The organism is Rhodococcus sp. S3, assembly GCF_058211795.1.
The window spans coordinates 4,439,474-4,466,234 of sequence record NZ_CM177074.1; the positions used below are offsets into that span (position 1 = coordinate 4,439,474).

Below are 26,761 nucleotides of genomic sequence, written 5' to 3' on the forward strand. Positions count from 1 at the left end.
CTTGAAGCCAGCTGGACCGCACCACACTGGGAGACACCGACGACATGGGCCATTACAAGAGCAACCTCCGCGACCTCGAGTTCAACCTCTTCGAGTTCCTGAAGATTCAGAAGGTCCTCGAAGCCGGCAAGTTCGGCGATCTGGACGAGGACACCGCACGCGGCATCCTCGCCGAGGTCAAGGCACTGGCCGAGGGGCCGGCCGCCGAAGGCTTCGCCGACGCCGACCGCAACCCGCCGGTCTTCGACCCCGAGACCCATTCGGTGTCGCTTCCCGAGCCGTTCAAGAAGTCGTTCCGCGCCTGGTGGGACGCCGGTTACTGGTCGATGGGCATCCCCGAGGAGATCGGCGGCACCGACGCACCCCGCAGCCTCCTGTGGGCCGTCAACGAGATGATGCTCGGCGCTCAGCCTGCGGCGTTCATGTACGCGGCCGGCCCGGCCTTCGCGGGCGTGCTCTACGACAACGGCACCGATGAGCAGAAGCAGTGGGCCGCCACCTGCGTCGAGCGCGGCTGGGGCGCCACCATGGTCCTCACCGAGCCCGACGCCGGTTCCGACGTCGGCGCCGGTCGCACCAAGGCGATCAAGCAGGACGACGGCTCCTGGCACATCGAGGGCGTCAAGCGGTTCATCACCTCCGCCGACTCCGACGACCTGTTCGAGAACATCTTCCACCTCGTCCTCGCCCGCCCCGAGGGTGCCGGCCCCGGCACCAAGGGCCTGTCGCTGTTCTTCGTCCCGAAGTTCCACTTCGACTTCGAGAAGAACGAGATGGGCGAGCGCAACGGCGTGTTCGTCACCAACGTCGAACACAAGATGGGCATCAAGGCCTCCGCGACCTGCGAGGTCACCTTCGGCGGCCACGGCGTTCCGGCCCAGGGCTGGCTCGTCGGTGAGGTCCACAACGGCATCGCGCAGATGTTCGACGTCATCGAGCACGCTCGCATGATGGTCGGCACCAAGGCCATCGCGACCCTGTCGACCGGCTACCTCAACGCCCTCGACTACGCCAAGGAGCGCATCCAGGGCGCCGACCTGACCAAGATGTCCGACAAGACCGCCCCGCGCGTGTCGATCATGCACCACCCGGACGTCCGTCGTTCGCTCGCGATGCAGAAGGCCTACTCCGAGGGTCTGCGCGCCGTGTACCTGTACACCGCCGCCCACCAGGACGACTCCGTCGCCGAGCAGGTCTCCGGCGCCGACGCCGGTCTCGCGCACCGCATCAACGACCTGCTGCTGCCGGTCGTCAAGGGCTGCGGCTCCGAGCGGGCCTACCAGTACCTGAAGGATTCGCTCCAGACCCTCGGCGGTTCGGGCTTCCTGCAGGACTACCCGATCGAGCAGTACATCCGCGACTCGAAGATCGACTCGCTGTACGAGGGCACCACCGCCATCCAGGCGCAGGACTTCTTCTTCCGGAAGATCGCCCGCGACCGCGGTGTGGCGCTCGCCCACGTCGCCGGGGAGATCAAGAAGTTCGTCGAGCGCGACGACGCCGACCAGCGCCTGAAGAAGGAGCGCACGCTCCTGGCCACCGCCCTCGGCGAGACCCAGACGATGGTCGCCACGCTCACCCAGTACCTCATGGGTGCGCAGGAGCAGCCCACCGAGCTGTACAAGGTCGGCCTCGGCTCCGTCCGCTTCCTCGAGGCGTTCGGCGACCTGATGATCGGCTGGCTGCTGCTCGAGCACGCCGAGATCGCTCTCTCCGCGCTCGACGCCGGCGTCGACGCCTCGGACAAGGCGTTCTACGAGGGCAAGGTCGCGGCCGCGTCCTTCTTCGCCAAGAACGTCCTGCCGGAGCTGAGCGTCGCGCGTCAGATCATCACCGACGTCGACCTCGACATCATGGAGCTCGACGAAGCGGCGTTCTGATCGAACCGCTCACGGCGGTAGCGCGATAGACGAGACCGACGTTGTGCGCGATTTCCCGACGGATTTCGCACACGACGTCGGTCTCGTCGTTTTTCGGGAGCAGCATTGACAACCTTTGTTGTCAGTAGCACTCTGAGCCCTGTGACCATCACCGGCACGTCGACGACGACTCGGTACATGCGCGACCGCGAGAAGGCCGCCCGCATCACCGCACCCCTGCGCCCCTTCGCGGGACGCGCTCCCGATGCCACACCCGAGGAGGCGGACGCCCTGCGCCGCGCCCTACTCGAGCGCGACGAACCCAGCGCCGAACTGGTGCGGGCCATCCGGCGCGACCGTACTGTCACCCTCGCGCAGTTCCGCACTGCACTGGCCGAGGGCATCGACGCCCCCGACTGGGTCGACCGCGACACGATCGCCCTCGGCGCACGCACGCTGCGCAGGGTCGGATCCGACGTCGGCGACGTCCTCGCCTACGGCTCGCTGCTCGGCGGATACAACAACTCCGGTCCACTACCGGTGCTGACGTCGTCCGGTCGCCTCACCGGTGAGCGCACCCGCCGGCGCATCGCCGAGACGGGGACGTGGTGGAACGGGTGCGTCGCCGACGGCGGTCTCGAACGCTTCGGCGAAGGCTTCACGCTCTCGGTGCACGTGCGACTGATGCACGCCTTCGTCGACTATCACCACGAGCACGACGGCGAGTGGGACACCGAGTTCCGCGGACTACCGGTCAACCAGTTCGACCAGGCCGGCACGCTGGGCCTGTTCTCGATCACCTTCCTGCTCCACACCCGCGTCCTGGGTGTGCGGTACACCCGGCGCGAGGCCGAAGCCGTCCTGCACCTGTGGGCGTACGTCGGGTGGTTGATGGGCGTCGACCCGAAGTGGCTCCGGTTCGAGGAGCGCTCTGGACTGCGGATGATGTACCAGATCGGGTCGTCCTCACCCGCCGCCGACGAGAACAGCCACATGCTCGCCCGGTCGCTCGTCGAACTCCCGCTCCACACCCGGTATCCGCGTTTCCAGGCACTGCGTCGACGGTACGAATACGAACGCGGACTGTCGCTCGCGACAACACTTCTCGGCCCGTCCGGCGTCCTCGCACTGAAGGTCCCGCTGCGTCCGCCGTGGTATCCGGTGGGTCGCTTCGCCGTGAACGTCGTCAAACACCATGTGATCGGCCGTTTCCCGGCCGGGAAGGCGTGGCTGCAGCGTCACGGCGAGAAGCAACTGCGCGACGCGCAGCTCCGCATCCTCGACGGCGAGATCCCCGACGTGGTGCCGCTTCCCGAGTGACGAAACTACGGGAGGTTGTGTGCGAGTTCTTCGCCGGAACCGCACACAACCTCCCCGAAGTTTCGAGGACGTCGGTTACTCCTCCTCGGTTCCACCCTCTGCCGGCGCTTCTGCCGCAGGCGATTCCGGCGCGGGTGCGTCCTCGGCCTCAGCGTCCTCCGATCCGGTGTCGCCGGAGGTCGCGTCGTCGCCGCCACCGGAAGGCTCGTCGCTCGGTTCCGGTTCGGGGCTGATGCACTTCACGATCGGGACCGGGTCGTACCGGACTGTGCGCGTCGCGTTCGAGATCTGCGCGCCCGTCCGTGCGTCGGTGACGATCCGGGTGTCGGTGACGGTGAAGCCCTGCGCGCCGCTCGACGGGATGCAGGCCGACCCGGCGGGCAACGTGATCGTGTTGGGCGAGGTGAAGTTCGTGCGGTTGCCGGTGACCGACTGGACGTCGACGGTCTTGGTGCCCCAGATCCGCACCGTGATGTCCGAGCTCGTGCCGATCGTCTGGATCAGGACGCCCGTGTCGAACGGGTTGCGGAACTTCAGGTCGATGGCGCCGTCGTAGATCGTGGCCTCGCGGGCCGCCGGGTACCGGGAGATGTAGTAGCTGTGCTCGGTGTGCTCGACGTCCTCCATGCCGGCGAAGTAGGTCGCGTTGTAGAGGGTGGTCGCGAGCTGGCTGATGCCACCGCCCACGGCCTTACCGGGACGTCCGGACTCGATGATGCCCGACTCGATGTACCCCTGTGCCGCACCGCGCGGACCGGTGTAGTCGTTGAAGGAGAAGGTCTCCCCCGGCTTGACGATGGCGCCGTTGATCTCCTGGGCGGCGAGCCGGATGTTGACGCCGGACGCGTATTCGAAGCCGCTGGTGGTGAACTCCGAGACCACTTCCTCGATGCCGAGCTTCTCGGCGCCTTCGGTGGTGAGTTCGGGTTCGGCCTTCTTGTACACCGCGTCGGTGCTGCGGTCGCCCTCCTCCTTCAGCAGGTCGGGCAACTTCTCGAGGGTGACGGGCCAGTCGACCATCTCGCCGGTCTCACTGGGCACGATCGTCGGGCGACCACCGTCGAGGACGATCCGCGCATCCTTCGGTTCGGTCTCCGACGGCGCGAGCTGCGGCGCCAGGATGCCGATCGCGGCCTCGGTGTTGTACTGCGGTTCGAGTCCTCCCGAACCGTCCGGCACGAACGACAGGACGGCGCCCACCGCATCGCGCGGAAGCACACCGACGGCCCCGTCGAGCCCCCGGACGACCAGATCCTGCGCCACGGCCGGAACGGCGACCTCCGCCAGCGCCCGGTCGAGGCCCTCGCGGGTGACGGTGACGTCGACGCTCTCGACAGGCAGCGAGACGTCGCCGTACGGCCAGCGCTCGGCGAAGACGTCGCCCGCGACGGCCACGTCGAGTTGCTGGCCGGGCTGCGGCGTCACCGGAACGGGTGTGCCGTCCTCGAAGACGATGTTGCCCTCGCGCGGCTCGTGCGCGGCGGCAGTGGCGGCCTTCTCGATGGCTGCGGACAGGGCGACCTCGTCGCGCGTGGAGACCACACCGACCTCGTCGTTCCCGAAGAACGACGCGAGTCGCGTGAACGGATTGAGCGGCTGCGAACCCACCTGGTCGAGCGTCGCGGGCCAGTCGATCCCGATCCCGGCCTCGGACGGCACGATCTGTCCCTGGGTGTCGCCGGCGGTGACGTCGACGGGCATGTCGAGCCGCGGCGTCAGTTGTTCGGTGAGTTCGGCCTCGGCCGCATCGAGCGACATGCCGCCGATCTCGACACCCGCGACGGTGACACCGCGCGGCACCTTGCCCGACGACAACGCCAGATCGGCCACGTAGAACACGGCGAGCAGCGCGACGACACCACCGACGACGAGCGCGATCGTGCGCCGGGGCAGATTCGATCCGGACCTACCCGGTTCGTCGCCGTCTCCGCCGGAACCTCCCGGGCCGCCGGTGGGCGGAGGGGTGACGGGAGGCGGCCCCTGCGGCGGCGGACCCGCCTGCATCTGGTGGGTCGGCTGGTCGCCCTGCGGCGGATGGGCGGCCGACGGCATCGCCGTCGACGTGGGTGGGACGGGAGCCCCCGGCTGTTCGGGACCGGGTTGTGCCGGACCGGGTTGCGCCGGGTCCGGTTCCCCCTGCGAACGGAGGAGCCGATGGGTGGCGGCGGACGATCCGTCCGGTGCGCGGTTCCCCGGCGCGACGACCGGGATGACCGCGGTGGGTGCCTCCGAAGGATGGACGTTCTCGGTCGGGGACCCGTCCGCGCCGGTGGGAGCCACCTGGTCCGTGCCATCGGATCGGGCCTCTGTGGGAGCCTGCGGGGCAGCCATGGCTTCCGTCTTCGGCTCGTCGACCTGCGGTTCCACCGCTCCGCTCGCCTCCGGCGTTTCGCCGGCGACCGGCTGCGGAGCCTCGGCGGCCGGCTGCGGCTCGGTGACGCTGCCCGCTCCAGGCTCGGTCGCTTCACCCGCTTGCGGCTCGGTGACACTGCCCGCCTCCGCCACCTCCCGGTGAGGATCGACCGCTTCGAAACGCTCGGTAGGAGCCGACGCACCCTCGGCCTCGCGAGCGGACTCCGCCGTCGAACCGACGTTCTCGGCTCGTGCGTCGTCGTGCTCGTGAGGGGACTCGTCGGTCCCGTTGCTGCCGCTCACCCGGATCCCTTCGCAAAGCTGGGCGCGCCGTCGAATTCGCGCGCCGACTACCTGGTTTCAAGGGTAGTGCCCCAGCTTCGGGCGGCTTCGCCCGGAATGCGAAGACCCCGCGTTGCTACCAGGTCGGGGGTCAGGCAGCAGCGCGGGGTCGCTGGGTCTATCGCTGTCCGTCGCGGAGCGTTACACACCGAACGGAACTTTTTTTCTCAACGACTTCCGAGGGATGTCGATCAGGCCTCGAGAATCGCCGTCACACCCTGTCCACCTGCGGCGCAGATGGAGATCAGGCCGCGGACGGGCTTGCCGGTCTCCTGCTTCTTCTCGTGCAGCATCTTGGCCAGCGAGGCCACGATCCGGCCGCCGGTCGCGGCGAACGGGTGGCCGGCCGCCAGCGACGAGCCGTTGACGTTGAGCTTGCTGCGGTCGATCGAGCCGAGCGGGGCATCGAGCCCCAGCTTGCCCTTGCAGTACTCCTCCGACTCGAACGCCTGGAGTGTGGCGAGCACCACGGAGGCGAACGCCTCGTGGATCTCGTAGAAGTCGAAGTCCTGCAGGGTCAGGCCGTTGCGCTGCAGCAGGCGCGGGATGGCGTAGGTGGGCGCCATGAGCAGCCCGTCGCCACCGTGGATGTAGTCGACCGCGGCGGTCTCGGAGTCGACGAGGTAGGCGAGCACGGGCAGCTTGCGCTCGGCGGCCCACTCCTCGCTCGACAGCAGCGCGGCCGACGCGCCGTCGGTGAGCGGCGTCGAGTTACCGGCGGTCATGGTGGCGTCGCCGAGCTTGGTGCCGAAGACCGGCTTCAGCGTCGACAGCTTCTCGACCGACGAATCGGGACGCAGGTTGTCGTCGCGGGTCAGCCCGAGGAACGGGGTGACGAGATCGTCGAAGAAGCCCCGGTCGTAGGCGGCGGCCATGTTGCGGTGGCTCGCGACGGCCAGTTCGTCCTGGGCCTCGCGGGAGACGCCGAACTCCTTGGCGGTGATCGCGGCGTGCTCACCCATCGACAGGCCGGTGCGCGGCTCGCCGTTGCGCGGGATCTCGATGCCGAGCATCGACGGGCGGACGTTGCCGAGCAGCTTGACCCGGTCGGCCGTGGTGCGGGCCCGGTTCAGGGAGAGCAGGAACTCGCGGAGCTGGTTGTTCACGGCGATCGGGGCGTCGGAAGTGGTGTCGACGCCGCCGCCGATACCCGCCTCGATCCGTCCGGCGGCGATGGCGTCGCCGACCGCGATGATCGACTGCAGGCCGGTGCCGCACGCCTGCTGCAGATCCCAGGCCGGGGTGTAGGGGCTCAGCGCGCTGCCGAGCACGCTCTCGCGGACGAGGTTGAAGTCGCGGGCGTGCTTGAGGACGGCACCGCCGACGACGGCGCCGAGGCGCTCACCCTGCAGGTTGAAGCGGCCGACGAGACCGTCGAGGGTGGCGGTGAACATGTCCTGGTTGGACGCGCGGGCGTACTTGCGGTCGGACCGGGCGAACGGGATCCGGTTGCCTCCGAGAACGGCGACACGGCGCTGCTGCGTGGAACGGGCTTTGGTGGTCACTGGTGTCTCCCGGTTTCGGACGGATTCGAATTCTGGCTACTATTCTTACTCACGGGTAAGTTTGTTGTCGAACACGCTTGCTGTCGAACACTGCACCGACGACCGAATCGAAGAAGGTGGAATCGTGGCCGAAGCCAAGGGCGCACCCAAGCTCTACGCCCAGCTCATCTCGTCCGCACCCGGAGCGTTCCTCGCCAAGCAGTTCGGTCTGCCACAGCCCGAGAAGCTCCGGCGCTACCAGCCCGGCGAGCCCCCGCTCCCCGGCCCCGTTCTGCTCGGCGGCAACGGCCGCCTGGTCGAACCGATCCGCAACCTCCTGAGCGACTACACGTTCGCCGAGCCGTCCGACACGAAGTTCGGCGCACTCGTCTTCGACGCTACCGGCATCACCGACCCCGCGGGCCTCGAACAGCTCTTCACGTTCTTCCAGCCCTCCCTGCGCAATCTCGCCCCGAGCGGCCGCGTCGTCGTCCTCGGCACCACGCCCGAGGAGGCCGGGTCGGTCGACGAGCGCATCGCCCAGCGCGCCCTCGAGGGCTTCACGCGCAGCGTCGGCAAGGAACTGCGTCGCGGTGCCACCGTGCAGCTCGTCTACGTCTCGCCGGAGGCCGCGACCGGCCTGTCCGGCGTGGAGTCGACGCTGCGCTTCCTGCTCTCGGCGAAGTCGGCCTTCGTCGACGCCCAGGTGATCCGCATCGGTGAGGGCGACGCCACCGCCCCCGAGTCGTGGGAGCGCCCGCTCGCCGGCAAGGTCGCGGTCGTCACCGGGGCGGCCCGCGGCATCGGCGCGACGATCGCCGAGGTGCTCGCCCGCGACGGCGCGACGGTCGTCGCTGCCGACGTCCCCGCGGCCGGCGACGCGCTGACCCAGACCGCCAACAAGGTCGGCGGCACCGCCTTCGCGCTCGACGTCACCGCACCCGACGCCGGCGAGAAGCTCGCCGCGCACCTGCTCGAGCGTCACGGCGGCGCCGACATCATCGTCCACAACGCCGGCATCACCCGCGACAAGCTGCTCGTCAACATGGACGCCGATCGCTGGAACGCCGTGATGGCCGTGAACCTGATCGCCCCGCGCAAGATCACCGACGTGCTCGTCGAGAAGGGCGCGCTGAAGGAGGGCGGCCGGGTCATCGACGTGTCGTCGATCGCCGGTATCGCCGGTAACCGCGGCCAGACCAACTACGGCGCCTCGAAGGCCGGTGTCATCGGTCTCGTCCAGGCGACCAGCGAGGCGCTCGCCGACAAGAAGATCACCGTCAACGCAGTCGCTCCGGGCTTCATCGAGACCGCCATGACGGCCGCGATCCCGGTCGCCACCCGCGAGGCCGGCCGCCTGATGAGCTCGCTGCAGCAGGGCGGCGAGACCGTCGACGTCGCCGAGACCGTCGCATGGTTCGCGAGCCCCGCGTCGAGCGCCGTGACCGGGCAGGTCGTGCGCGTGTGCGGCCAGTCCATGCTGGGGGCGTAGATGGCACGGATCGAACTGTCCTCGCTGCCGTCGACCTTCGACATCTACAGCCGGGCCGTGCTCGGGGCGCTGCCCGTGGTGGGCGCGTCGGGCGACAGCCTGCCCGACGACGTCCTGGTCCTGCGGTCGCTGAAGGTCGATCCCGACGATCTCGCCGAGTACACCAAGGTGTGTGGGCTGCGGTTCGGCGACAGCCTGCCGCTGACCTATCCGTTCATCCTCACGTTCCCGCTCGTGATGAAACTGATGGTGTCGAAGGGCTTCCCGTTCGCTGCCGTCGGTTCGGTGCACGCCGAGAACGTGATCGAGCAGTTCCGGCCGATCTCGGTCACCGAGCCGCTCGACATCGCGGTGCACGCGGAGAACATGCGCGAACACCGCAAGGGGCTGCTGGTCGATCTCGTCAGCGAGGTCAACGTCGGACGCGAGTTGGTGTGGCGGCAGACGTCGACCTTCCTGCACCAGCAGCGCACGTCGCTGTCGGGTCAGCCCAAGCCGGAGCCGAAGGAGGAGGAGATTCCCCTGGTCCCCACCTCCACGTTGCGGGTCGACCAGAAGGTCATCGACCGCTACGCGGCGGTCTCCGGTGACCGCAACCCGATCCACGTCTCGACTTTGGGCGCCAAGGCTTTCGGATTCCCGAAGACCATCGCCCACGGCATGTGGAGCGCGGCGGCCACCCTGTCGGCGGTCGAGGGGCGGATCCCCGGCAAGGTGACCTACGCGGTGCGGTTCGGGAAGCCGGTGCTGCTGCCGTCGTCGCTGAGCCTGTATGCGCAGCACGTCGCCGACGGATGGGATCTGGCACTGCGGCATCCGAAGAAGCAGTACCCGCACCTGACCGCCACGCTGCGGTAGGGCGGGGAACCACCGAGACTTCGGGCGGGGCGGGACGCGATGGGGGCGTTCCGCCCCGCCCGAACCCTTGGGGGCGAATAGTTTTGTCGCCGTGGTGTTCCCGGCGAGAAGGATCAGTGCATCTGGTCGGAACGCTTGCGTCCCGCGAGACCGCGCCAGGCCAGGTTCTCGAGCAGATCCGCAGCCTGCTGCACGTCGATCTCACCGCCGGCGATGCGGTCGGCGACGGCCTCACCGGCACCGACGAGCGCGACCGCCATGATCGTGAAGTTCGTGTCGGGTTCCGGATCGCGCGTGCTCGATTCGAGCAGATGCGCGGTGAGTTCGATCAGCCGGTCGCGGCTGCCCTGCACCTGGGGCGCGAAGGCCTGCTGCGACAGCGCCTGACGGTAGAGGACCATCCACGACGGCCGGTGCTCGTCGACGAAGCCGAGGAACGACTCGAGCGCGACCCGCAGTTGTTCACGCGGGGCGAGGGTGGGGTCGCCCGCCGGTGTGAGCGCCTCCACGAACCGCTGCCCCTCGCGGGCGATGCACGCCGCGAACAACTCGTCCTTCGACCCGTAGTACAGGTAGAGCATCGGCTTCGAGATCGACGCCCGCGCCGCGATGGCGTCCATGGACGTGTTGTGGAAACCGTGCTCGGAGAACACTTCGACGGCGGCGTCCAGCATCTGTTGCTCGCGGACCGCACGCGGCAGTCGCTTGGTTCCGCCCGCCATGACTCCTCCCGGACTCCTCGAATGAAGTTCTTACTCTACGGTAGGAAGCCTACGGTCGAAGCAACCTGCGACATTTCAGCAGTCCAGAGCGCCCTTCGCGCGTGTCACGGTCCGCACCGACTCGTCGACCCATTCCGGTGAGAGCGTGCCCTCCGCGACGACCTGCTCGAGATGATCGAGCACGGCGGGCACCTCGTCGGTGGTCAGCCACAGTGCCTGGTTCACGCCCGCCACCATCGCGGCCTCGACGGCCTCGGTGATGCCGTAGGTGTCGGTGATCGCGCGCATCCCCGACAGGTCGTCGGTGAAGATCACGCCACCGAAGGCAGGGCCGCCGTAGGCACCCGAGCGGAGCAGATCCACCGCTGCCGGGCTGATGCTCGCGGGCAGCCCGCCGGTCAGGCCCGGAACGTCGAGGTGGCCGAGCATGACGCCCACCTCGGGCGAGACCAGGCTGCGGTACGGCACGAGATCGCTCTGCTGCAGCTGCTCGATCGGCGGGGTCGTCACGGCACCGGTGTGCGAATCACCGGAGGCCGAACCGTGGCCCGGAAAGTGCTTGAGTACCGGCATGATTCCCGCGTCGATCAGTCCCCGCGCATAGGCGCCGGCGTACTGCGTGACGACCTCGGGATCGTCGGAGAACGAACGGTCGCCGATGACGGAGTCGTCGGGCTGGCTGCTCACGTCGACGTCCGGTGCGAAGTCGACGGTGATGCCCAGCGACTTCAGTTCCTGTCCACGTTCGAACGCCATCCGGTAGGTCTCGTCGACCGTCATCGTCTGCGCCGTCACCCGCGCGGACGGATCGGGGCCGAACAGGTCGCCCACGCGCGACACGCGGCCGCCCTCCTCGTCGATCGTGACCATGAGCGGCAATGCGCTCTGCGCGGCCACCTGCGGCACGAGACCGTCGGCGAGCATCGACGCGTCGGTCCAGCTGCCGATGAAGATGCCGCCGATCTGCTCGGATTCGACGATGGCCTGCGCGTCGGCGGCTCCGGTGACCCCGACGTTGAGCAACTGGGCGAGCTTCTGCCGCAGCGTCAGCCGGGCGAGCAGATCGTCGCCGCAGGTCGCCGACGTCGCAGCCGCGGTCGCCTCGGTGGTCGTGGCGGTCGCGGTGGTGGTGGACGAGGCGGTCGCCGAGCTCGACGTCGCCTCGACCGGGTCGTCGCCGCCCGAATCGGACGAACCGCATCCCGCGGTGGTGAGGGCGACCGCGAGCACGGCGGCGACAGTGTGACGGATCCGCATGGTGCCGACGGTAGCGGACGAACCTCGGAGACCCACAGCTCGAACCTCCCCCAGGGACGCTCCGGCAGGTTAAGGTGCACCCGAGCATCCGAATCCGACCCAGGGGGTACGCGGTGGGCGCAGATCTGATCCTCATCGCCTACGACGGTTCCGAGAACTCGAAGCGTGCCGTGCAGTATGCGGGTCGTTTCCTCGAGTCGTGCCGCGCCGTCGTCGTCACCGCCTGGGAGCCGATGGTCCGGCAGGCCGCCCGCATGTCCGGCCTGTCCGGGGTCATGCAACCCGACTGGGTGCCCGACGAGGACAGCGAGGACGTCGCCCTGTCCGACGCGCGCATCATCAACGACGAGGGCCTCGAGCTGGCCCGCTCGACAGGTCTGCACGCCGAGGGCCGCACTGTCGAGGTCGTCAACGCGGTGTGGTCGGCGATCATCGAGGCCGCCGACGAGCTGGACGTCGACATCATCGTCACCGGCACCCGCGGCACCACCGGTCTGCGGTCGCTGTTGCAGTCGTCGGTGGCCGATCACGTGCTCCGGCACAGTCACCGGCCGGTCCTGATCGTGCCGCCGGGGCGCTGACGCCCCGTACCGGGTCACCGGCGCCGGGTGCGGGCAGGGATATTGTCGATCCACCATGGACGGATTCCTGCTCTCGCGCGCCGAACGCTCGGTGCACGCCACCGGCACCCGCCGGTTCTTCGACGACGTCCACTCCGCCACGCAGGCACTCCGCAGCGGCAAGGCGACGATCGTCGTCGGTGCACTGCCGTTCTCGCGGCACCGTCCGGTGGCCCTCGCGCAGCCCGACGACGTCGAGATCGTCGACGGCCCGTGGCAGGCCCCGTCCGACCTGTCGGACCTGCCGCCGGTGCGGATCTCCGCCGAACTGCCGCTGCCCCGCGTGCACGTCGAGCGGGTGCGCCGGCTCGTGGAGCAGCTGTCCCTCGGGGAGATGGAGAAGGTCGTCGCCGCCCGGCGGGTCGCGCTCGAGGCCGACGAACCCCTCGACCCGCTCGCTCTCGCAGCCCGCATGATCGAACGCCATCCCGACGCGGCGACGTACGCGCTGGACCTGAGCGCGGCGGGCGAACGCTATTGGGGGCACACGCTGGTCGGCGCGACCCCCGAACTGCTCGTGAGCCGGCGCGGCGACACCGTCACGTGCCGTCCCCTCGCCGGGACCGCCGCCCGCCGGGCCGATCCGGACGAGGACCGCCGCGCCGGTGAGGACCTGCTGACCTCGGACAAGAACCTCACCGAGCACGGTTACGTCGTCGACTGGATCCGCACGCGGTTGGCCCCGCTGTGCAGCGACCTCGACATCCCCGACAAGCCCGAGCTCACCGCGACACCCGACGTCTGGCATCTCGCCACGCCGATCACCGGCACCCTCCGCGACGCCGGCACCGACGCGCTCACCCTCGCCCACGTCCTGCATCCCACCCCGGCCGTGGCGGGCACCCCCACCGAGGCCGCGCTGGACGCGATCGCCCGGGTCGAGGGCGACCGGCGCTTCTACGGCGGCGCGGTGGGCTGGTGCGACGAACAGGGCGACGGCGACTGGTTCGTCGCCATCCGGTGCGCGGAGCTCAGTTCCGACGGCCGACGCGCCGTGGCCTGGGCCGGAGGTGGCATCGTGGCCGATTCCGATCCCGTCGCCGAGCTCGACGAGACCACCGCGAAACTGCGCACGCTGCTCGGCGCGCTGGGCGTGTAGCGCACCGCCGCGACGGTGAAGATCGACTCGGAGGCTCGCACCGTCCGCCGACGCCTGCCGGGGTGATAGTTTGGCGCGGACCGATAGACAGCGTGGCGGCCGGCGATGACTGCCTGCGTCACTGGAGATGGGGAGACGGAATGGGGAAGTTCCTGGGACCGGGCCTGGGTAGCGTGGTCGTCGGTGCCGTACTCGGCGCCGTGGCGGTCTTCGGAGTGACGGCCGCTGTGCAGGAGAATTCGCGCCCTCAGATCGATCGCAGTGGCAACGCCGATTCGTCCCTCCTGAACCAGGTTGAGTACGGCAGCCGCTGACGGCGCCGGCAACGCTTCGAGTTCACGCACGTACCGAGGCGAGACGGAGCTCCCGTCCGCCGAACCGCTGTCCCGCCGGTGGCTGTACGCAGTCACCGCGGTGGCGGTGGTCCTGTCTTTCGCCCAGGTTCCGGGCCTGGTCGTCGCCGACACCAAGTACGACCTGACGCAGAACCCGATCGGCTTCCTCACGCGCGCCGCTCACCAGTGGAGCAGTGTGGCGCCGCTCGGGCAGGTGCAGAACCAGGCGTACGGCTACTTCTTCCCGCACGGCTCGTTCTTCGCCGCGGGACAACTGCTGCACATCCCCCCGTGGATCACCCAGCGGGTGTGGTGGGTGCTGCTGCTCGTCGCCGGATTCTGGGGCCTCGTCCGCCTCGCCGAAGCCCTCGGTATCGGGAGCCGTAGCTCCCGCCTGATCGCGGCGACGGTGTTCGTGCTGTCCCCGCGCGTCCTCACGACGCTCGGTTCCATCTCGTCGGAAGCACATCCGATGATGCTGGCGCCGTGGGTGCTGCTGCCGCTGGTGCGGTATCTGAACACGCAGAATCCCGGCTCGGCCCGCCGGCTCGCCGCGCAGTCCGCCGTGGCGGTGGCGCTCATGGGCGCGATCAACGCGGTCGCGACCGCCGCGGCCTGTCTCGTCGCGGCCCTGTGGTGGGCCGCGCACCGCCCGAACCGGCGCTGGTGGCGTTTCACGCTGTGGTGGCTGCCGCTGTGCGTCGTCGCGGTGACCTGGTGGATGGTGCCGCTGCTGCTGCTCGGGCGCGTCAGTCCGCCCTTCCTCGACTTCATCGAATCGTCCGGTGTCACCACCGAATGGACGTCGCTCGCCGAGGTGCTGCGCGGCACCAGCAGCTGGACGCCCTTCGTCTCCCCCGAACGCATCGCGGGCGCCGTGCTCGTCACGCAGCCCGCCGCCGTCCTCGTCACCGGCGCCCTGGCGGCGGCCGGCCTCGCCGGTCTCGCGATGCGGTCGATGCCCGCGCGCGGTCGCTTCACCCTGATCCTCGTGGTGGGTCTCGTCGGCATGGGCGTCGGTTACGTCGGCCAGCTGGACTCACCGTTCGCCGAGCAGGTCCGGTTGTTCCTCGACACCGCCGGTGCGCCGCTGCGCAACGTCCACAAGCTCGAACCGCTCGTGCGACTGCCGATCGTGCTCGGGATCGCACACCTGTTGCGCGCCGTGCCCCTGCCCGGATCGGTGCCGTGGACGCGTGCCCGGAACGCCTTCGCGCATCCCGAACGCAATCCGATGGTCGCGGTGACGACGCTGATCCTCGTCGCGATGACGCTCGCGACCTCACTCGCGTGGACCGGCAGGCTCGCTCCGCGCGGCGCCTACGACGAGGTCCCCGATCACTGGCACGCCGCGGCGGCCTGGCTCGAGGACAACACGAGCGAGCGCGGTGAACGCGCCCTCATCGTTCCCGGCGCGCCGTTCGGCAGCCAGATGTGGGGTCTCACCCGCGACGAACCGCTGCAGGCCCTCGCGTCGACGCCGTGGGCCGTGCGCGACGCCGTCCCGCTCGTGCCGCCCGGCGCCATCCGTGCCCTCGACGCCGTGCAACGCGACATCGCCGACGGCCGCCCGTCCGACGGTCTCGCCGCGACCCTGCGCGGTCAGGGCATCGGCTTCCTGGTGGTGCGCAACGACCTCGATCCCGACACCTCCCCCGCCGCGCGACCGGCACTCGTGCACCGCACGCTCGACGGTTCGCCGGGCATCGAGCGGGTCGCCGAGTTCGGTGACGACATCGTCTTCGGCAACCCCGAGGACTTCGTCACCGACGCCGACCTGCGACCGGTCTATCCGGCCGTGGAGATCTACCGCGTCGCCGAGCCGGCCGCGGCGCCCGTCGGCCCCTATGTCGTGGAGGCCGCCGACGTGCCGGTCGTGCAGGGTGGCCCCGAGGCGCTGCTGCGCCGCAACACCGCGCAGCCCGAGTTCGTCGGTCCCACACTCCTCGTGGCCGACGCGGCCCGTGCGGGTCTGCCCGTCGACGAGGTGACGATCACCGACACCCCGACGGACCGCGAGACGGACTACGGACAGGTCGACCATCATTCGTCGACGATCCGCACGGCCGACGACCCGCGCCGCACCCACAACGCCGTCCCCGACTATCCGGTGCCCGACACCGAACTCGTCCGGGCCGAGTGGGAAGGCGCCCGCATCAGCGTGTCGAGCGCGGCGTCGGATGCCACCCAGCTCGGCGGCACGTCGGTGGCGAGCAGCCCGGCCGCGGTGGTCGACGGCGACCCGACGACCGGTTGGCACAGCAACGGTCTCGAATCGGCGGTCGGCCAGTGGCTGCAGCTCGACCTCGACCGGCCGATCGAGGCGGGTCTGCTGCACCTGACGACGAGTTCCGGTGCCCTCGGCGATCCGGTCAAGTGGCTCGAGGTGTCCACCGACCGGGGCAGCACGGCGGTGCGCGTCGACAAGCCGGGACGCGAACAGACGGTCGCGCTGCCGCTGGGTACCACCTCGTGGATCCGCATCACATCGGTGCACACCGAACGCGGCACGGTCGGCAACCAGTTCGGTCTCACCGAGGTGGTCGTCGAGGACTTCACCGACCGGAACGACCCGCGCCCGATCGACATCCGTCGCCGCATCGTGGTGCCGGGCCCGGCCGAGGACGCCGCGGTGCGCGGATGGCAGCTCGGACAGGAGTTCCCCGGTCGCGGCAGTTGTGTCGACACCGACGACCGCGTCCGCTGCGCGCGCGGACTTGCCACCTCCGCCGAGGAACCCGGCATGTTCACCCGCACCCTGGACGTGCCGCAGGAGACCTGGGTCCGCCCGGAACTGCTCCTGCGCGCGCGTCCCGGGCCGGCGCTCGAGGATCTCGTGGACCGCTCGGATCGGGTCGTCGCGCGCGGTGACGCCGACGTCGTCGACCTGCAGGGCTCGGCCTTCGCCCTCACCGACGGTGATCCGCGGACGTCGTGGACCGCGGAGGAGAGCTCGCTCGAAGCGGGTGCGCCGCGGCCGTCGCTCACGCTGGAGCTGCCCGAGGAACAGCGCGTCACGGGGCTGGACATCAGGGCGGCGCTGGGAGCGCTGCCGGTCGCGCCGTCGCGGGTCGCGGTGAATCTCGGCAACGGACCGCAGGTGCGCGAACTCGACGGTGACGACACGATCGTCGACCTGACCCCGCACGTCACGGACCGGATCGAACTCACCGTGGTGCGTTGGCGCGACACCCTCGACCGCACCGTGCTGGGTTTCTCGAAACTCAGCCCGCCCGGGCTCGCCGAGGTGTCGGTGCTCGGCGACGACGGGCCGATCGGAGCACAGGGATCCGTCTACGACGAGACGGTGACCGTCGACTGCGAGCGTGGACCCGTCGTGGAGATCGACGGGCGCACCTATCGCACATCGCTCACCGCGCGGGTCGCAGATCTCGCGGCGGGCGTGGAGGTTCCTGCGACGCTGTGCGACACCGACGTCGTCGGCATGAACCCGGGCCGGGTCGACATCGACGTCGATCCCGGTGCGGCCTTCGTCGTCTCGGGCCTGCGGCTCGACGTCCCCGGTTCCGGTGCGCCCGTCGCGGAGCCGACGGAACTCGACAAGGGCCGTTGGACGGAGAACCTGCGCGAAGTGACCGTTCCGGCGGGCGACGAGGACCGGCTCGTGGTGGTGCCCGAGAGCACCAACGTCGGCTGGGTGGCCCGCACCCCGGACGGTGCCGTGGCGACGCCGGTCGTCGTGGACGGCTGGCAGCAGGGCTGGATCGTGCCGGCCGGTCCGGAGCAGACGCTGACCCTCGAGTTCGCGACCGACCGCTGGTACCGGCTCGGGATCTTTGGCGGGTTGCTGTTGCTCGTCCCGTTGTTCGCGGCGGCCGTGTGGCCGCGGCGGCGCGTCGACGATCCGGGTCCGATGCCGCGCACCTGGGGTTCGTCGGTTCTCGCACTGGCGGGTGTGCTGGTCGCCGCGACGCTCCTCGCGGGATGGGTCGGTGCCGCCGTCGCGGTCGCCGGCGCGGCGGGGATCGGTGCGCTCGCGGTGCGCCGCGGCCCCGTCGTGGCGTCGCGCGTGCTCGTGGGCACCGCGGGCGGCGCGACGATGCTGGCGATGGCGCTGCTGTCCACCGGGCCGTGGCGATCACCCGACGGATATGTCGGGCACTCGTTCCTGATTCAGTTCGCGGCGCTCGTCGGCGTGGTCGCGGTGGGTCTGGCGGCGGTGCCGCGCCGGGCCTTGTCCCAGCGGTGGAAGGCGGCACGCGCCGGCTCCTCGACGAGGGCGTAGCTGACGGACGCGACGGCCAGGCTCAGCACGACCGTCACCGTCAGCACGAACCAGAAGTGCCCCGCGAAGGCCGGGATCCCGAAGACGGGGAAGACGATCGACAGCACCGCGAGGTGCCAGATGAACACGCCGTACGACCACCGTCCGACGGCCAGCGCGGCCGGGCTCGCGAGGACACGGTGCTGCCGGCGCGGCGCGAGCGTCAGCGGGGCGAGCAGCGCGAAGCTCATGATCGCGCCCAGGGCGATCTTGGCGAGGTATTCGGTGGGTGCGAGATCGGTGAGCGTCTCCGGTCCGGCCAGCGGGGTGGCCGCGGCCGCGAAGGCGGCGACGGCGATCGCTCCCATCACCGTGCGTCGCGCCGCGAGCCGGTGCATCCACGTCTCGGGTCCGGTGACGAGTTCGGCGAGGATCATGCCCGCCGCGAACCAGGGCAGGTAGCCGGGCAGCCAGTTGGTGTGGTTGATGTGGTCGGGGGTGCCGACCGGAACCCACGCCCACAGCAGCGACAGTCCGCTCACGGCGAGCAGCAGCGGGACGCGGTAGCGGGCGGCGTCCCCGCGCAGCCCGCTCGCCGCCAGGGCGAGCAGCGGCAGCACGAGATAGAAGGCCACCTCCACCGACAGGCTCCACATCTGGGTGAGCCCCTCGGTGAGGGTCAGTGGGACGAACACTTGCACGAGCGCGAGATTCGACCACCACACCGTCGCGCCGCCGCCCGCGCCGGGCAGCAACCACAGCACCAGGATCACGACGGTCCAGTAGGCGGGGAGGATGCGGGTCGCGCGGGAGAGGAAGTAGCGGGTCGTCGAGGGGGACGGCCCCAGCGCGCGGGCCGCGGCGGCGTGCGGACGCCACAGCAGGAAACCGGACAGGGCGAAGAACAGGGCGACGGCGAGGTCGAACCGTGCCCACACCCGGCCGAGCAGTGAGTCGTGCACTGCGCCGGTCTGGAACGCGACGTGGGTGATCAACACGCCCACTGCGGCGAAGCCGCGCATCCCTTCGAGTGCCGGAAGGAATCCGCTCACGCTGCGGTTCCGGTCGGTGGTGGTGGTCATCGGGCACCAGTGTGCCGTGTCGCGGTAGCGGCGGACAGAACAGGATCATCCGGAACGGGACGATCCCGGCAACGACGAAGATCGACTACGGATCCGTCCCAGCGGTGAGCGGGCGCGCATAGGGCCATACCGGGCTGTTAGTGTCTGAGCTCACGTGGTGTTCGCGGGCCGGATGCCAGGCGATCCGTGCAGCCCTGCTGCTGCCGGTGGGGGTACTCGATGACGACCGTTGAGTGAGGAGAAAGCATGGCTGAGCGTTCGAGCTCCGGCCGGATACTGGCAATGATTCTGGTGGGCCTGGGGGCCTTCCTCCTGGTGATCGCGATTCTCGTGCCGACGTACACGCTCGGGAAGCTGAGGACGACACCGCTCGATCTCGAGGTGACCACGGTCGCCGAAGGCACGGGCGACATCCTCAACTCCCGTCAGCTGCTCGCCGGCAACGCGCAGGTCGATCGCGACGTGCCGATCGTCGCGCAGCGCTTCGTCACCGTCGAGGATCCCTCGGATGCCGAGATCATGACGCTGCAGGCCGGCCAGACCGTGCGACGACTCGACATGCAGGGGGACACGGGCCTGGTCTCGGCCGTCGTCGACCGCGTCACGATCGACCGGAAGACCTCCATGCCCGTCTCGGAGGAGGAGTTCCCGGATCGCGTGAGCACGATCCAGGTGAACGCCGACAAGCCGCCGGTGGAGATCGACAACCGCGACGGACTGCAGTACAAGTTCCCGTTCGACGTCCAGCAGGAGTCGTACCCGTACTACGACATCAACGCTCGCGACAACTTCCCCATCGACTTCGTCGGTGAGGAGGAGATCAACGGCATGAAGGTCTACCACTTCAGCCAGGAGATCGGCCCGATCGACCTGTCGAAGGCCGACCGCGAGGTCCCGACCTACAAGCTCAGCCTGCCCGCCTCCACCTGGGGTGTCGGTGAGGGCGACGAGCCGATCACGATGACCCGCTGGTACAACAACACCCGCGACCTGTGGGTCGATCCGGTTACCGGCGTCGTCGTCAAGGGCCAGGAGCAGCAGGACCAGTACTACGCCCGCGAGGCCGACAAGCCCGAGGTGACCGTTCTGAACGTGACGCTCCCGTTCAACGAGGAGACGATCGAGTACCAGATCGAGCAGGCCAAGAACGGCCAGGACACCATCTCGCTGTTCGGCCGCACCCTGCCGATCATCCTCGGCATCCTCGGCGTCATCCTGCTGATCGTCGGCTTCGTGCTCGGCCTGCGCGGCGGCGGCAACCGTCGTCCGGCCACCGCGACCGGCGGTCCCGCTCCGGCAGGCCCGGCCACGACCACGGTCGGCCCGGCGCATTCGGCCGGCGCGCAGCACGATCACACCGACGACCGCACCGAGGTCATCCCGCGTCAGACCGATCCGAACGCGCAGCAGCGCGATTGGACGACGGATCAGACGCAGGAGATCCCGCGCACCGATCTGCGCAAGCCTCCGACGCAGGAGTGATCGTCCGGTAGACGAACCGAGCCGCCCCTCACCGATCCCGGTGGGGGGCGGTTTCGTTCGTGGGTCACTCGTCGGTGGACGGGGTCGCCGCCTCGTCCGTGGACGACCGGGTCGCGCCGGCACCGCGCAGAGCGAGCACCGCGACCACTGCGGCCGTCGCGGCGGCCACACCGACGGTGACCGCGATGAACTGCCGCAGGGTCGACGCCACCGTGAACATCAGCACCGCCTCGAAGGCGAGGCCCGCCCATGCGACGAGCGCGAGATGGGTGCGTTCCCCGGCGATCGCCGACAGCAACGCCCCCTGCAGGACGGCCAGACACGCGCCCTGCAGCGCGAACAGCCACAGCAGCGACTGCACCGGCCCGTAGGCATCGCCGACCAGCATCGGGACGATCGGTGCGCAGATCGCCGCACCGGCGACGAGCACCGCGCCGATCGCGACGAGGACGGTGAGCGCCGACCGCACCGCGGCCGCCGACTGGGCGGGATTCGCCATCCGCGGATAGAGCACCACACCGACCGCCTGCGGCAACCAGAAGGCGACCTTCGTCGCCACCGCCCCCAGCGCGTACAGGCCGGCCGAATCGGGGTCGAGCAGCATGCGGGCGAGCAACAGATCGAGCGACGTGAGCGCGATGAGGGCCAGCTGCACCTGGGAGGCACGCAGCACCGCCCCCGCGGTCGGGACCGGTTCCGTCCGTCCACCCGACGTCCGGCCCACGAGCACACTCGCGGCCAGCGCGACCGCACCCGTGCCGAGCGCCCCGGCGAACAGCGCGGCACCGGGGCCGCCCCCGACGGCGAGCACCGCGACGGCCGGCACCACCTTCGCGATGCCGGCTCCGGCCAGGACCACGCTGAGCGCCGCGAACCTGCCCCGGCCCTGCAGCAGACCCTGTTCGGCGGCGAGGAGGACGAGCAGCGGCGCGGTGACGAGCGATCCGAACGCTCCCCCGACACTCGTGTCGAGCGCCCACGCCACGACGGGCACGAGAAGCATCGCGACGACGAAGGCGAGCACGGCGCAGCGGTAACCGAGACGGCGCAGCGCCGCGGCGCCGGTGCCGTGCACGGCCTCCCGGGCGACGACCGTCTGCAACGCCAGCGCCGGCACGGCGAGGACGAGCTGCGCGGCGAGCAGGCTCGCGAACTCGCCGTATCCGGCGGGCCCGAGCCAGCGTCCCGCCGGCAGGTGCAACAGATAGGACGCGAGGTTCGCGGTCATCGCGCCGACCGTCACCAGTGTCATACCGGCGACGGCGGTTCCCGTCGTCGACCCACGAGTGGTCTCGGTGCCCGTCGTCGAACCACGAGTGGTCTCGGTGCCCGTCGTCGAACCACGAGTGGTCTCGGTGCCCTCCGACGCGGGTCGGGGTGTTCGCGGCATCCGCTCATCCTCCCATCCGGAACGACACCGTATTCTGCCGCCATGTCCCGCCCGGAGTCGTCCCGCATGTCCACGACGGCGGCTCTCCCGGCGGTCTGGTCCCTCGTCCTCACGGTCGCGGTGCTCGGCCCGTTCCTCGTCTCCCCCGGCTACCTGCTCTTCCGCGATGCGGTGAGCACTCCCCGATCGTTCCTCACCGACTCCGCCCTCGGTCTGTCCGACGCCGCCGCCCGTGCGGTGCCGCAGGACGCCCTGCTGGCGTGGGTGAGCACCGTCGTCGACGGTGGTGTCGCGGTCACGGCGCTGCTCGTCGCGTCGTTGTGGGCGGCGGGATGGGGCGCGGCACGGCTGGTCGCGGTGGTGCTGCCGACGAGCGGAACCGGCGCCCGGCTCGTCGCGGCGACGGTCGCGATCTGGAATCCCTATGTCGCCGAGCGGCTGCTGCAGGGGCACTGGAGCCTGCTCGCCGGATACGCCGCGCTGCCGTGGACGATCTGCGCGGCCGTCGCGATCCGGCGACGCAGGCGCGGTGGGTGGGCGGCGCTCGCGGTGTGTCTGGCCGCTGCGGGACCGACCCCGACCGGCGCCCTGCTGGCGATCGTGACGGCCTGCGCCGTCCTCGTCGCCCCCGGTGGACGGACGCGGGTGTCGCCGCGCGTGGGCGGCGCGCTCGCGCTGGGTGTCACGGTGTCGTTGCCGTGGCTGGTCGCGACGGCGCTCGCCGGTGGCGGCACCGAAGCGGACCCGGCCGGAGTGCGCGCGTTCGCCGCCCGGGCCGAACCGCTGCTCGGCACGATCGGTTCGGTGGCGGGACTCGGCGGGATCTGGAACGCCGAAGCCGTCCCCACCTCGCGCACCACGGCATGGGCGCTGATGGGCACCCTGCTGCTGCTGGCGGTGGTGGCGTGCGGGGTGCCGGCGTTGTGGCGGCGACGCAGGAATCCGGTGATCGTCGCGGTCGTGGTGCCCGCTGTCCTCGCGGTGCTCGCCATCGCCCTCGCCGCGACCGGCCCGGGCCTCGCCGTCGGCGAATGGGCGATGGTGAACGTGCCCGGCGCGGGACTGCTGCGCGACACCCAGAAGTGGGTCGCGTGGGCGATGCCCGCCTACGCGCTCGCCGCGGCGGCCGGCACGACCGCCCTCGCGCGGCGCTTCGCGGCGCCCGAACCGGTCTGGGCGACGGCCGCGATCGCCGCCGTGCTGGTTGCGCTGCCGGACCTGGTCTGGGGTGTGAGCGGACAACTGCAACCCGTGCGCTATCCGTCGGGCTGGGAGAGGGTCTCGCAGATCGTCACGGCCGACGACGGCGACGTGGCGGTGCTGCCCGCGGGGATGTTCCGGGTCTTCGACTTCTCCGGGCCCGTACCGGTGCTCGATCCGTCCCCGCGCATGCTGCGCGCCGACGTCCTGCAGACCGGAACCCTGATCGTCGCCGAGGGCAGTGTCGCCGGGGAGGGTCGTCGCGCGGAGGACGTCGAAGCTCTGCTGTTGTCCGGCGCGGACCCGAGTGCGCTCGCCGCGCGCGGGGTGGGCTGGGTGCTCGTCGAGCACGGCACGCCGGGCGAACTCGGTGACGCGCAGAGCACACTCGACGCGCTCGAGACCGCTTATCAGGACGAGGATCTGAGCCTGTACCGGGTGGAAGGAGTCACTTCGACTCCGTCACCGAACCGCGCCCTGGCGATCGGGACGCACGTGGTGTGGCTACTGGTACTGGCCGGCGGCGCTGGCTGCGCGCTCGGGCAGCGGGTCGGCGAGCGTCGACGGCTCGTCGGCGCGCGGGAACAGTCCTGAGACGGTGTGCCCGAAGGTCGTGACGGACAGGACCTCGTGCACGCCCTCCCCCGTGGCCTCCCACGAGAACTCGCCGGCGCGGATGCGGGCCTTGTTGCCGAGCTGACGACGACGGTCGGCGTCAGCGAGCAGATCGGCGACGGCGGCGGTCAGTTCGGCGGGTGAGTCCACGAGCACACCGGTCACGCCGTCGATGATCGAGTCGGTCAGTCCCTTGGAGCTGCGGTAGCCGATGGTGGGCACACCGTGCTGGGCGGCCTCGACCACCGCGAGACCCCACCCCTCCTTGCGCGAGGGCATCACGTGAACCCAGGCGCGGGAGAGCAATTCGTGCTTGCGCTGCTCGTCGACGTGGCCGTGGTAGGTGACGGCGTCGCCGATGCCGAGTTCGGCGGCCGCATCGCGGAGGTTCTGCTCCCACCAGCCACCGCCGATGACGTCGAGATGCAGACCCGGGACGGTGCCGCGCAACGCCGCGACCGCGGCGAGGGCGTCCTCGATCTGCTTGTGCGGCACCAGCCTCGAGAGCACGCACACGCTCGGGTGGGCCGTGCGCGTGTCGTCGCCACCCACCGCGACACCGGCGGGGACGGCGTCGACACCGTTGCGGACCACGGCGATCCGCTCCCGGTCGACGCCGAGAGCGCGCAGCTCGTCGGCGGACGGAAGGGAGACGGTGAGGTACTGATTGCGGCGGTGCACACGCGGCGACAGCGACGACTCGATCCACCAGCCGAGCTTGGCCATCAGCCTGCCCGCGACCGGCCACTGCTCGCGGTGGCAGTGGTGCACGAGCACCGTGACAGGCGCGCCGGCGACGAGCCGGGCGAAGAACGGGATGCCGTTCTGGGTGTCGATGACGGCGTCGGGACGGATACCGGCGAGGGGGCCGACACCGAATCTGCCCGCGAGGATCGCGGCGAGCGCGCGGGGATAGACGGTGAGCCGTCCCCCGCCGCGGCTGACGGTGATGCCGTCGATCCGGTCGCGCTCGGGAGCTCCGGGATAGGAGGCGGTCCTCAGGACGACGCGGACGCCGCGCGCCGCGAGTTGTGCCCCGACCTGTTCGAGATACCGCTCGCTGCCACCACCCTGCGGATGCCCGCTATCGCGCCAGCAGAGCAGCAGAACCTCCCGCACGCGGTGACCCCCCTGTATGTCGACTCGACCACCCGGCCGGGCAGATGTGACTCGGACGATGACAGGGACACAGTAGCGGGTGCCGGTCGGCGACAGGTGAGGGACGAGTGCGAGGCCCGCACTAAGGTGACTGGACGTGCCATCGACGACCCGACCCCGCACCGACGTGACCCGGCTGTTCGCCCGCCGCGCCACACTGCGCCGCTCCGTGGGGTTGCTCGGCAGCTTCCGGTTCGAGCAGACGGCACCCGAGAAGTTCTACGGCGGTCTCGCGCGCGACACCGTCGACCTCATCGGCGATCTCTACACGGGTCTGACCGGCGCCGATCTGACGGGCACCACGGTCGTCGACGTCGGCGGCGGACCGGGCTACTTCGCCGACGCGTTCACCGAGGTGGGTTCGCGCTACGTGCCGATCGAGCCCGACCCGTCGGAGATGCACGCCGCCGGCCTGCAGGTGGGCGGCGCGATCCGCGGCTCGGGCCTGGCACTGCCTCTGCGCACCGGATCGGTGGACGTGTGCTTCTCGTCGAACGTCGCCGAACACGTCCCGACGCCGTGGGTGATGGCCGACGAGATGCTGCGCGTCACGCGGCCCGGCGGACTGATGGTGTTGTCGTACACCCTGTGGTGGGGGCCGTTCGGAGGGCACGAGACCGGCCCGTGGCACGCCTTCGGCGGCGAGTACGCGGCCCGGCGTTACGCCCGCAAACACGGCAGGGAGCCGAAGAACCGGTACGGGGTGTCGCTGTTCGACGTCGGCGCGACCGACGGTCTGCGCTGGGCACGTTCGACACCCGACGGTGAACTGCTCGCGGCCTTCCCCCGCTACCACCCGAACTGGGCGTGGTGGCTCGTGAACGTGCCCGGCGTCCGGGAGTTCCTCGTCAGCAACCTGGTCCTGGTCCTGCGGCGACGCTGACCCGTCGCTTAGTGTCGTCGCCATGACCGCATTGGCCCTGGACGTCGGCGGCACCAAGCTCGCCGCGGCCGTCGCCGCCGACGACGGCACCCCGCTCGAAGCCCGATCCGTGCCGGTCCCCCGGAAGGACGTGTGGGGCGCGTGCGCGGGACTGCTCCGGGAGGTCGCCGAGATCGGTGAGGGACCGGTGACCGCCGTGGGGATCGCCGCGGCAGGACCGGTCGACACGAACGCCGGGACGATCTGCCCGATCAACATCTCCGAGTGGAGTTCCGGCTTCGCACTCGTCGACGCCGTGCGTTCGGTGTTCCCCGACGCCCGCGTCGATCTGGTGATGGACGGCGCGGCCGCGACCCTCGCCGAACAGCGCTTCGGAGCCGGCCGCGATGTCGCCGACCTGCTCGGGGTCGTGCTCGGCACCGGTATCGGCGGCGGTCTCGTGCTCGGCGGCCGGATCGTGCGCGGCCGCACCGGGAACGCCGGTCACATCGGGCACGTCGTCTCGCCCTACGGCACGACGGTGTGCGCGTGCGGCGGCGTCGGCTGCATCGAGACCGTGGCGAGCGGCCCGTCGGCGGTGCGCTGGGCCCGCGCCCACGGCTGGGAAGGCCCCGACGGTGTCGCGCTCGCCGCGGACGCTGAGGCCGGGGTCGGCGTCGCCGCCGCGGCACTCGAGCGGGCGGGAACGGCACTGGGCCAGGTCATCGCGTCGGCAGCAGCCCTTGTGGATGTGGGACGCGTGGTCGTCGGCGGTGGCTTCGCGCAGTCGGGCGGGCACCTGTGGCGGCCGATGCTGGCGTCGGCGGCCCGGCACGCCCGCCTGCGGTTCGTGCAGGACCTGCAGATCGTCCCCGCCGAACTCGGCGCCCTGGGCACCCTCACCGGCGCATCGATCGTCGCCGCAGGTCACGACTGGATAACCTGACCCGGCACACCGGGCTTTCCGGCCTACCCTGAGGACCACATCGGAGTCCCGGCGGAAACCG

At 70.4% G+C, this 26,761-nt stretch carries 19 protein-coding genes; 12 read left to right on the plus strand and 7 right to left on the minus strand.

The annotated features are described in order from the left end of the window. Positions 1-44 precede the first annotated feature (44 nt). Both AC0LPE_RS20500 and AC0LPE_RS20505 read left to right on the plus strand, forming a co-directional pair. The gene (locus AC0LPE_RS20500) at positions 45-1,880 is read left to right on the plus strand and encodes an acyl-CoA dehydrogenase (RefSeq protein ID WP_016696249.1); all 1,836 of its coding nucleotides are present in this window, start codon (positions 45-47) and stop codon (positions 1,878-1,880) included. Positions 1,881-2,021: 141 nt separating this feature from the next. After that, a complete protein-coding gene (locus AC0LPE_RS20505; protein WP_490605122.1) occupies positions 2,022-3,179 on the plus strand; it encodes an oxygenase MpaB family protein in 1,158 nt (385 codons plus the stop codon). Between the two features lie 75 nt (positions 3,180-3,254). Here the strand turns inward: AC0LPE_RS20505 and AC0LPE_RS20510 are convergent, their stop codons facing one another. Next, complete coding sequence (locus tag AC0LPE_RS20510; RefSeq protein ID WP_490605123.1) at positions 3,255-5,834, minus strand: VanW family protein; 2,580 nt, start codon at positions 5,832-5,834, stop codon at positions 3,255-3,257. A 230-nt stretch (positions 5,835-6,064) separates the two neighbouring features. Continuing rightward, on the minus strand, positions 6,065-7,378 hold the full coding sequence (locus AC0LPE_RS20515; protein WP_016695526.1) for an acetyl-CoA C-acetyltransferase: 1,314 nt from the start codon (positions 7,376-7,378) through the stop codon (positions 6,065-6,067). Positions 7,379-7,502: 124 nt separating this feature from the next. Here AC0LPE_RS20515 and AC0LPE_RS20520 point away from each other — a divergent pair, with 124 nt between their 5' ends. After that, positions 7,503-8,849: a 3-oxoacyl-ACP reductase gene (locus AC0LPE_RS20520; protein ID WP_160874094.1), complete on the plus strand. Its 1,347-nt coding sequence runs from the start codon at positions 7,503-7,505 to the stop codon at positions 8,847-8,849. Continuing rightward, positions 8,850-9,707: a MaoC/PaaZ C-terminal domain-containing protein gene (locus tag AC0LPE_RS20525; protein WP_490605124.1), complete on the plus strand. Its 858-nt coding sequence runs from the start codon at positions 8,850-8,852 to the stop codon at positions 9,705-9,707. Between the two features lie 113 nt (positions 9,708-9,820). Here AC0LPE_RS20525 and AC0LPE_RS20530 read toward each other — a convergent pair whose 3' ends face one another. Further along, complete coding sequence (locus AC0LPE_RS20530) at positions 9,821-10,429, minus strand: TetR/AcrR family transcriptional regulator (protein ID WP_006552668.1); 609 nt, start codon at positions 10,427-10,429, stop codon at positions 9,821-9,823. A gap of 75 nt (positions 10,430-10,504) precedes the next feature. Next, a complete protein-coding gene (locus AC0LPE_RS20535) occupies positions 10,505-11,686 on the minus strand; it encodes a glycoside hydrolase family 3 N-terminal domain-containing protein (RefSeq protein ID WP_490605125.1) in 1,182 nt (393 codons plus the stop codon). 113 nt (positions 11,687-11,799) lie between these two features. Here AC0LPE_RS20535 and AC0LPE_RS20540 point away from each other — a divergent pair, with 113 nt between their 5' ends. The 4 genes from AC0LPE_RS20540 to AC0LPE_RS20555 all read left to right on the plus strand — a co-directional run bounded on the left by AC0LPE_RS20540 (position 11,800) and on the right by AC0LPE_RS20555 (position 17,986). Beyond that, positions 11,800-12,267, plus strand: coding sequence for a universal stress protein (locus AC0LPE_RS20540; RefSeq protein ID WP_490605126.1), 468 nt, complete (start codon positions 11,800-11,802; stop codon positions 12,265-12,267). Positions 12,268-12,322: 55 nt separating this feature from the next. After that, positions 12,323-13,405: an isochorismate synthase gene (locus AC0LPE_RS20545; RefSeq protein WP_490605127.1), complete on the plus strand. Its 1,083-nt coding sequence runs from the start codon at positions 12,323-12,325 to the stop codon at positions 13,403-13,405. A 140-nt stretch (positions 13,406-13,545) separates the two neighbouring features. Then, positions 13,546-13,719, plus strand: coding sequence for a DUF2613 domain-containing protein (locus AC0LPE_RS20550; RefSeq protein ID WP_006552672.1), 174 nt, complete (start codon positions 13,546-13,548; stop codon positions 13,717-13,719). Then, entirely contained in the window at positions 13,700-17,986 is a 4,287-nt protein-coding gene (locus AC0LPE_RS20555) for an alpha-(1->3)-arabinofuranosyltransferase (RefSeq protein WP_490605128.1), read from the plus strand. The genes AC0LPE_RS20550 and AC0LPE_RS20555 overlap by 20 nt, the downstream gene beginning before the upstream one ends. Here AC0LPE_RS20555 and AC0LPE_RS20560 read toward each other — a convergent pair. Next, positions 17,875-19,047, minus strand: a complete 1,173-nt coding sequence (locus AC0LPE_RS20560) for an acyltransferase family protein (protein ID WP_490605129.1) — start codon at positions 19,045-19,047, stop codon at positions 17,875-17,877. The genes AC0LPE_RS20555 and AC0LPE_RS20560 overlap by 112 nt on opposite strands. Before the next feature lie 246 nt (positions 19,048-19,293). On the opposite strand from AC0LPE_RS20560, the gene pgfA reads away from it, so the two are divergent. Further along, the gene (pgfA, locus tag AC0LPE_RS20565) at positions 19,294-20,529 is read left to right on the plus strand and encodes a cell envelope lipid trafficking protein PgfA (RefSeq protein ID WP_490605130.1); all 1,236 of its coding nucleotides are present in this window, start codon (positions 19,294-19,296) and stop codon (positions 20,527-20,529) included. A 64-nt stretch (positions 20,530-20,593) separates the two neighbouring features. Here the strand turns inward: pgfA and AC0LPE_RS20570 are convergent, their stop codons facing one another. After that, positions 20,594-21,781 carry a polysaccharide biosynthesis protein gene (locus tag AC0LPE_RS20570; RefSeq protein ID WP_490606383.1) on the minus strand — a complete coding sequence of 396 codons (1,188 nt, stop codon included), beginning with the start codon at positions 21,779-21,781 and terminating at the stop codon, positions 20,594-20,596. Between the two features lie 180 nt (positions 21,782-21,961). On the opposite strand from AC0LPE_RS20570, the gene AC0LPE_RS20575 reads away from it, so the two are divergent. Continuing rightward, the gene (locus AC0LPE_RS20575) at positions 21,962-23,713 is read left to right on the plus strand and encodes an MmpA family trehalose lipid delivery protein (protein WP_490605131.1); all 1,752 of its coding nucleotides are present in this window, start codon (positions 21,962-21,964) and stop codon (positions 23,711-23,713) included. Here the strand turns inward: AC0LPE_RS20575 and AC0LPE_RS20580 are convergent. Next, positions 23,624-24,853, minus strand: a complete 1,230-nt coding sequence (locus AC0LPE_RS20580; protein ID WP_229565874.1) for a glycosyltransferase family 4 protein — start codon at positions 24,851-24,853, stop codon at positions 23,624-23,626. The two genes, AC0LPE_RS20575 and AC0LPE_RS20580, sit on opposite strands and share 90 nt — an antisense overlap. A 166-nt stretch (positions 24,854-25,019) precedes the next feature. On the opposite strand from AC0LPE_RS20580, the gene AC0LPE_RS20585 reads away from it, so the two are divergent. Next, positions 25,020-25,775, plus strand: a complete 756-nt coding sequence (locus tag AC0LPE_RS20585) for a class I SAM-dependent methyltransferase (RefSeq protein WP_160874215.1) — start codon at positions 25,020-25,022, stop codon at positions 25,773-25,775. Between the two features lie 22 nt (positions 25,776-25,797). Next, positions 25,798-26,700: an ROK family protein gene (locus tag AC0LPE_RS20590; RefSeq protein WP_088899660.1), complete on the plus strand. Its 903-nt coding sequence runs from the start codon at positions 25,798-25,800 to the stop codon at positions 26,698-26,700. The last annotated feature ends 61 nt before the right edge of the window (positions 26,701-26,761 follow it).

Coding starts and splice junctions, on each gene's coding strand:
- AC0LPE_RS20575 (WP_490605131.1), top strand. CDS start 21,962: ATGTCCCGCCCGGAGTCGTCCCGCATGTCCACGACGGCGGCTCTCCCG.
- pgfA (WP_490605130.1), top strand. CDS start 19,294: ATGGCTGAGCGTTCGAGCTCCGGCCGGATACTGGCAATGATTCTGGTG.
- AC0LPE_RS20500 (WP_016696249.1), top strand. CDS start 45: ATGGGCCATTACAAGAGCAACCTCCGCGACCTCGAGTTCAACCTCTTC.
- AC0LPE_RS20550 (WP_006552672.1), top strand. CDS start 13,546: ATGGGGAAGTTCCTGGGACCGGGCCTGGGTAGCGTGGTCGTCGGTGCC.
- AC0LPE_RS20560 (WP_490605129.1), bottom strand. CDS start 19,047: ATGACCACCACCACCGACCGGAACCGCAGCGTGAGCGGATTCCTTCCG.
- AC0LPE_RS20525 (WP_490605124.1), top strand. CDS start 8,850: ATGGCACGGATCGAACTGTCCTCGCTGCCGTCGACCTTCGACATCTAC.
- AC0LPE_RS20530 (WP_006552668.1), bottom strand. CDS start 10,429: ATGGCGGGCGGAACCAAGCGACTGCCGCGTGCGGTCCGCGAGCAACAG.
- AC0LPE_RS20535 (WP_490605125.1), bottom strand. CDS start 11,686: ATGCGGATCCGTCACACTGTCGCCGCCGTGCTCGCGGTCGCCCTCACC.
- AC0LPE_RS20545 (WP_490605127.1), top strand. CDS start 12,323: ATGGACGGATTCCTGCTCTCGCGCGCCGAACGCTCGGTGCACGCCACC.
- AC0LPE_RS20570 (WP_490606383.1), bottom strand. CDS start 21,781: ATGACACTGGTGACGGTCGGCGCGATGACCGCGAACCTCGCGTCCTAT.
- AC0LPE_RS20590 (WP_088899660.1), top strand. CDS start 25,798: ATGACCGCATTGGCCCTGGACGTCGGCGGCACCAAGCTCGCCGCGGCC.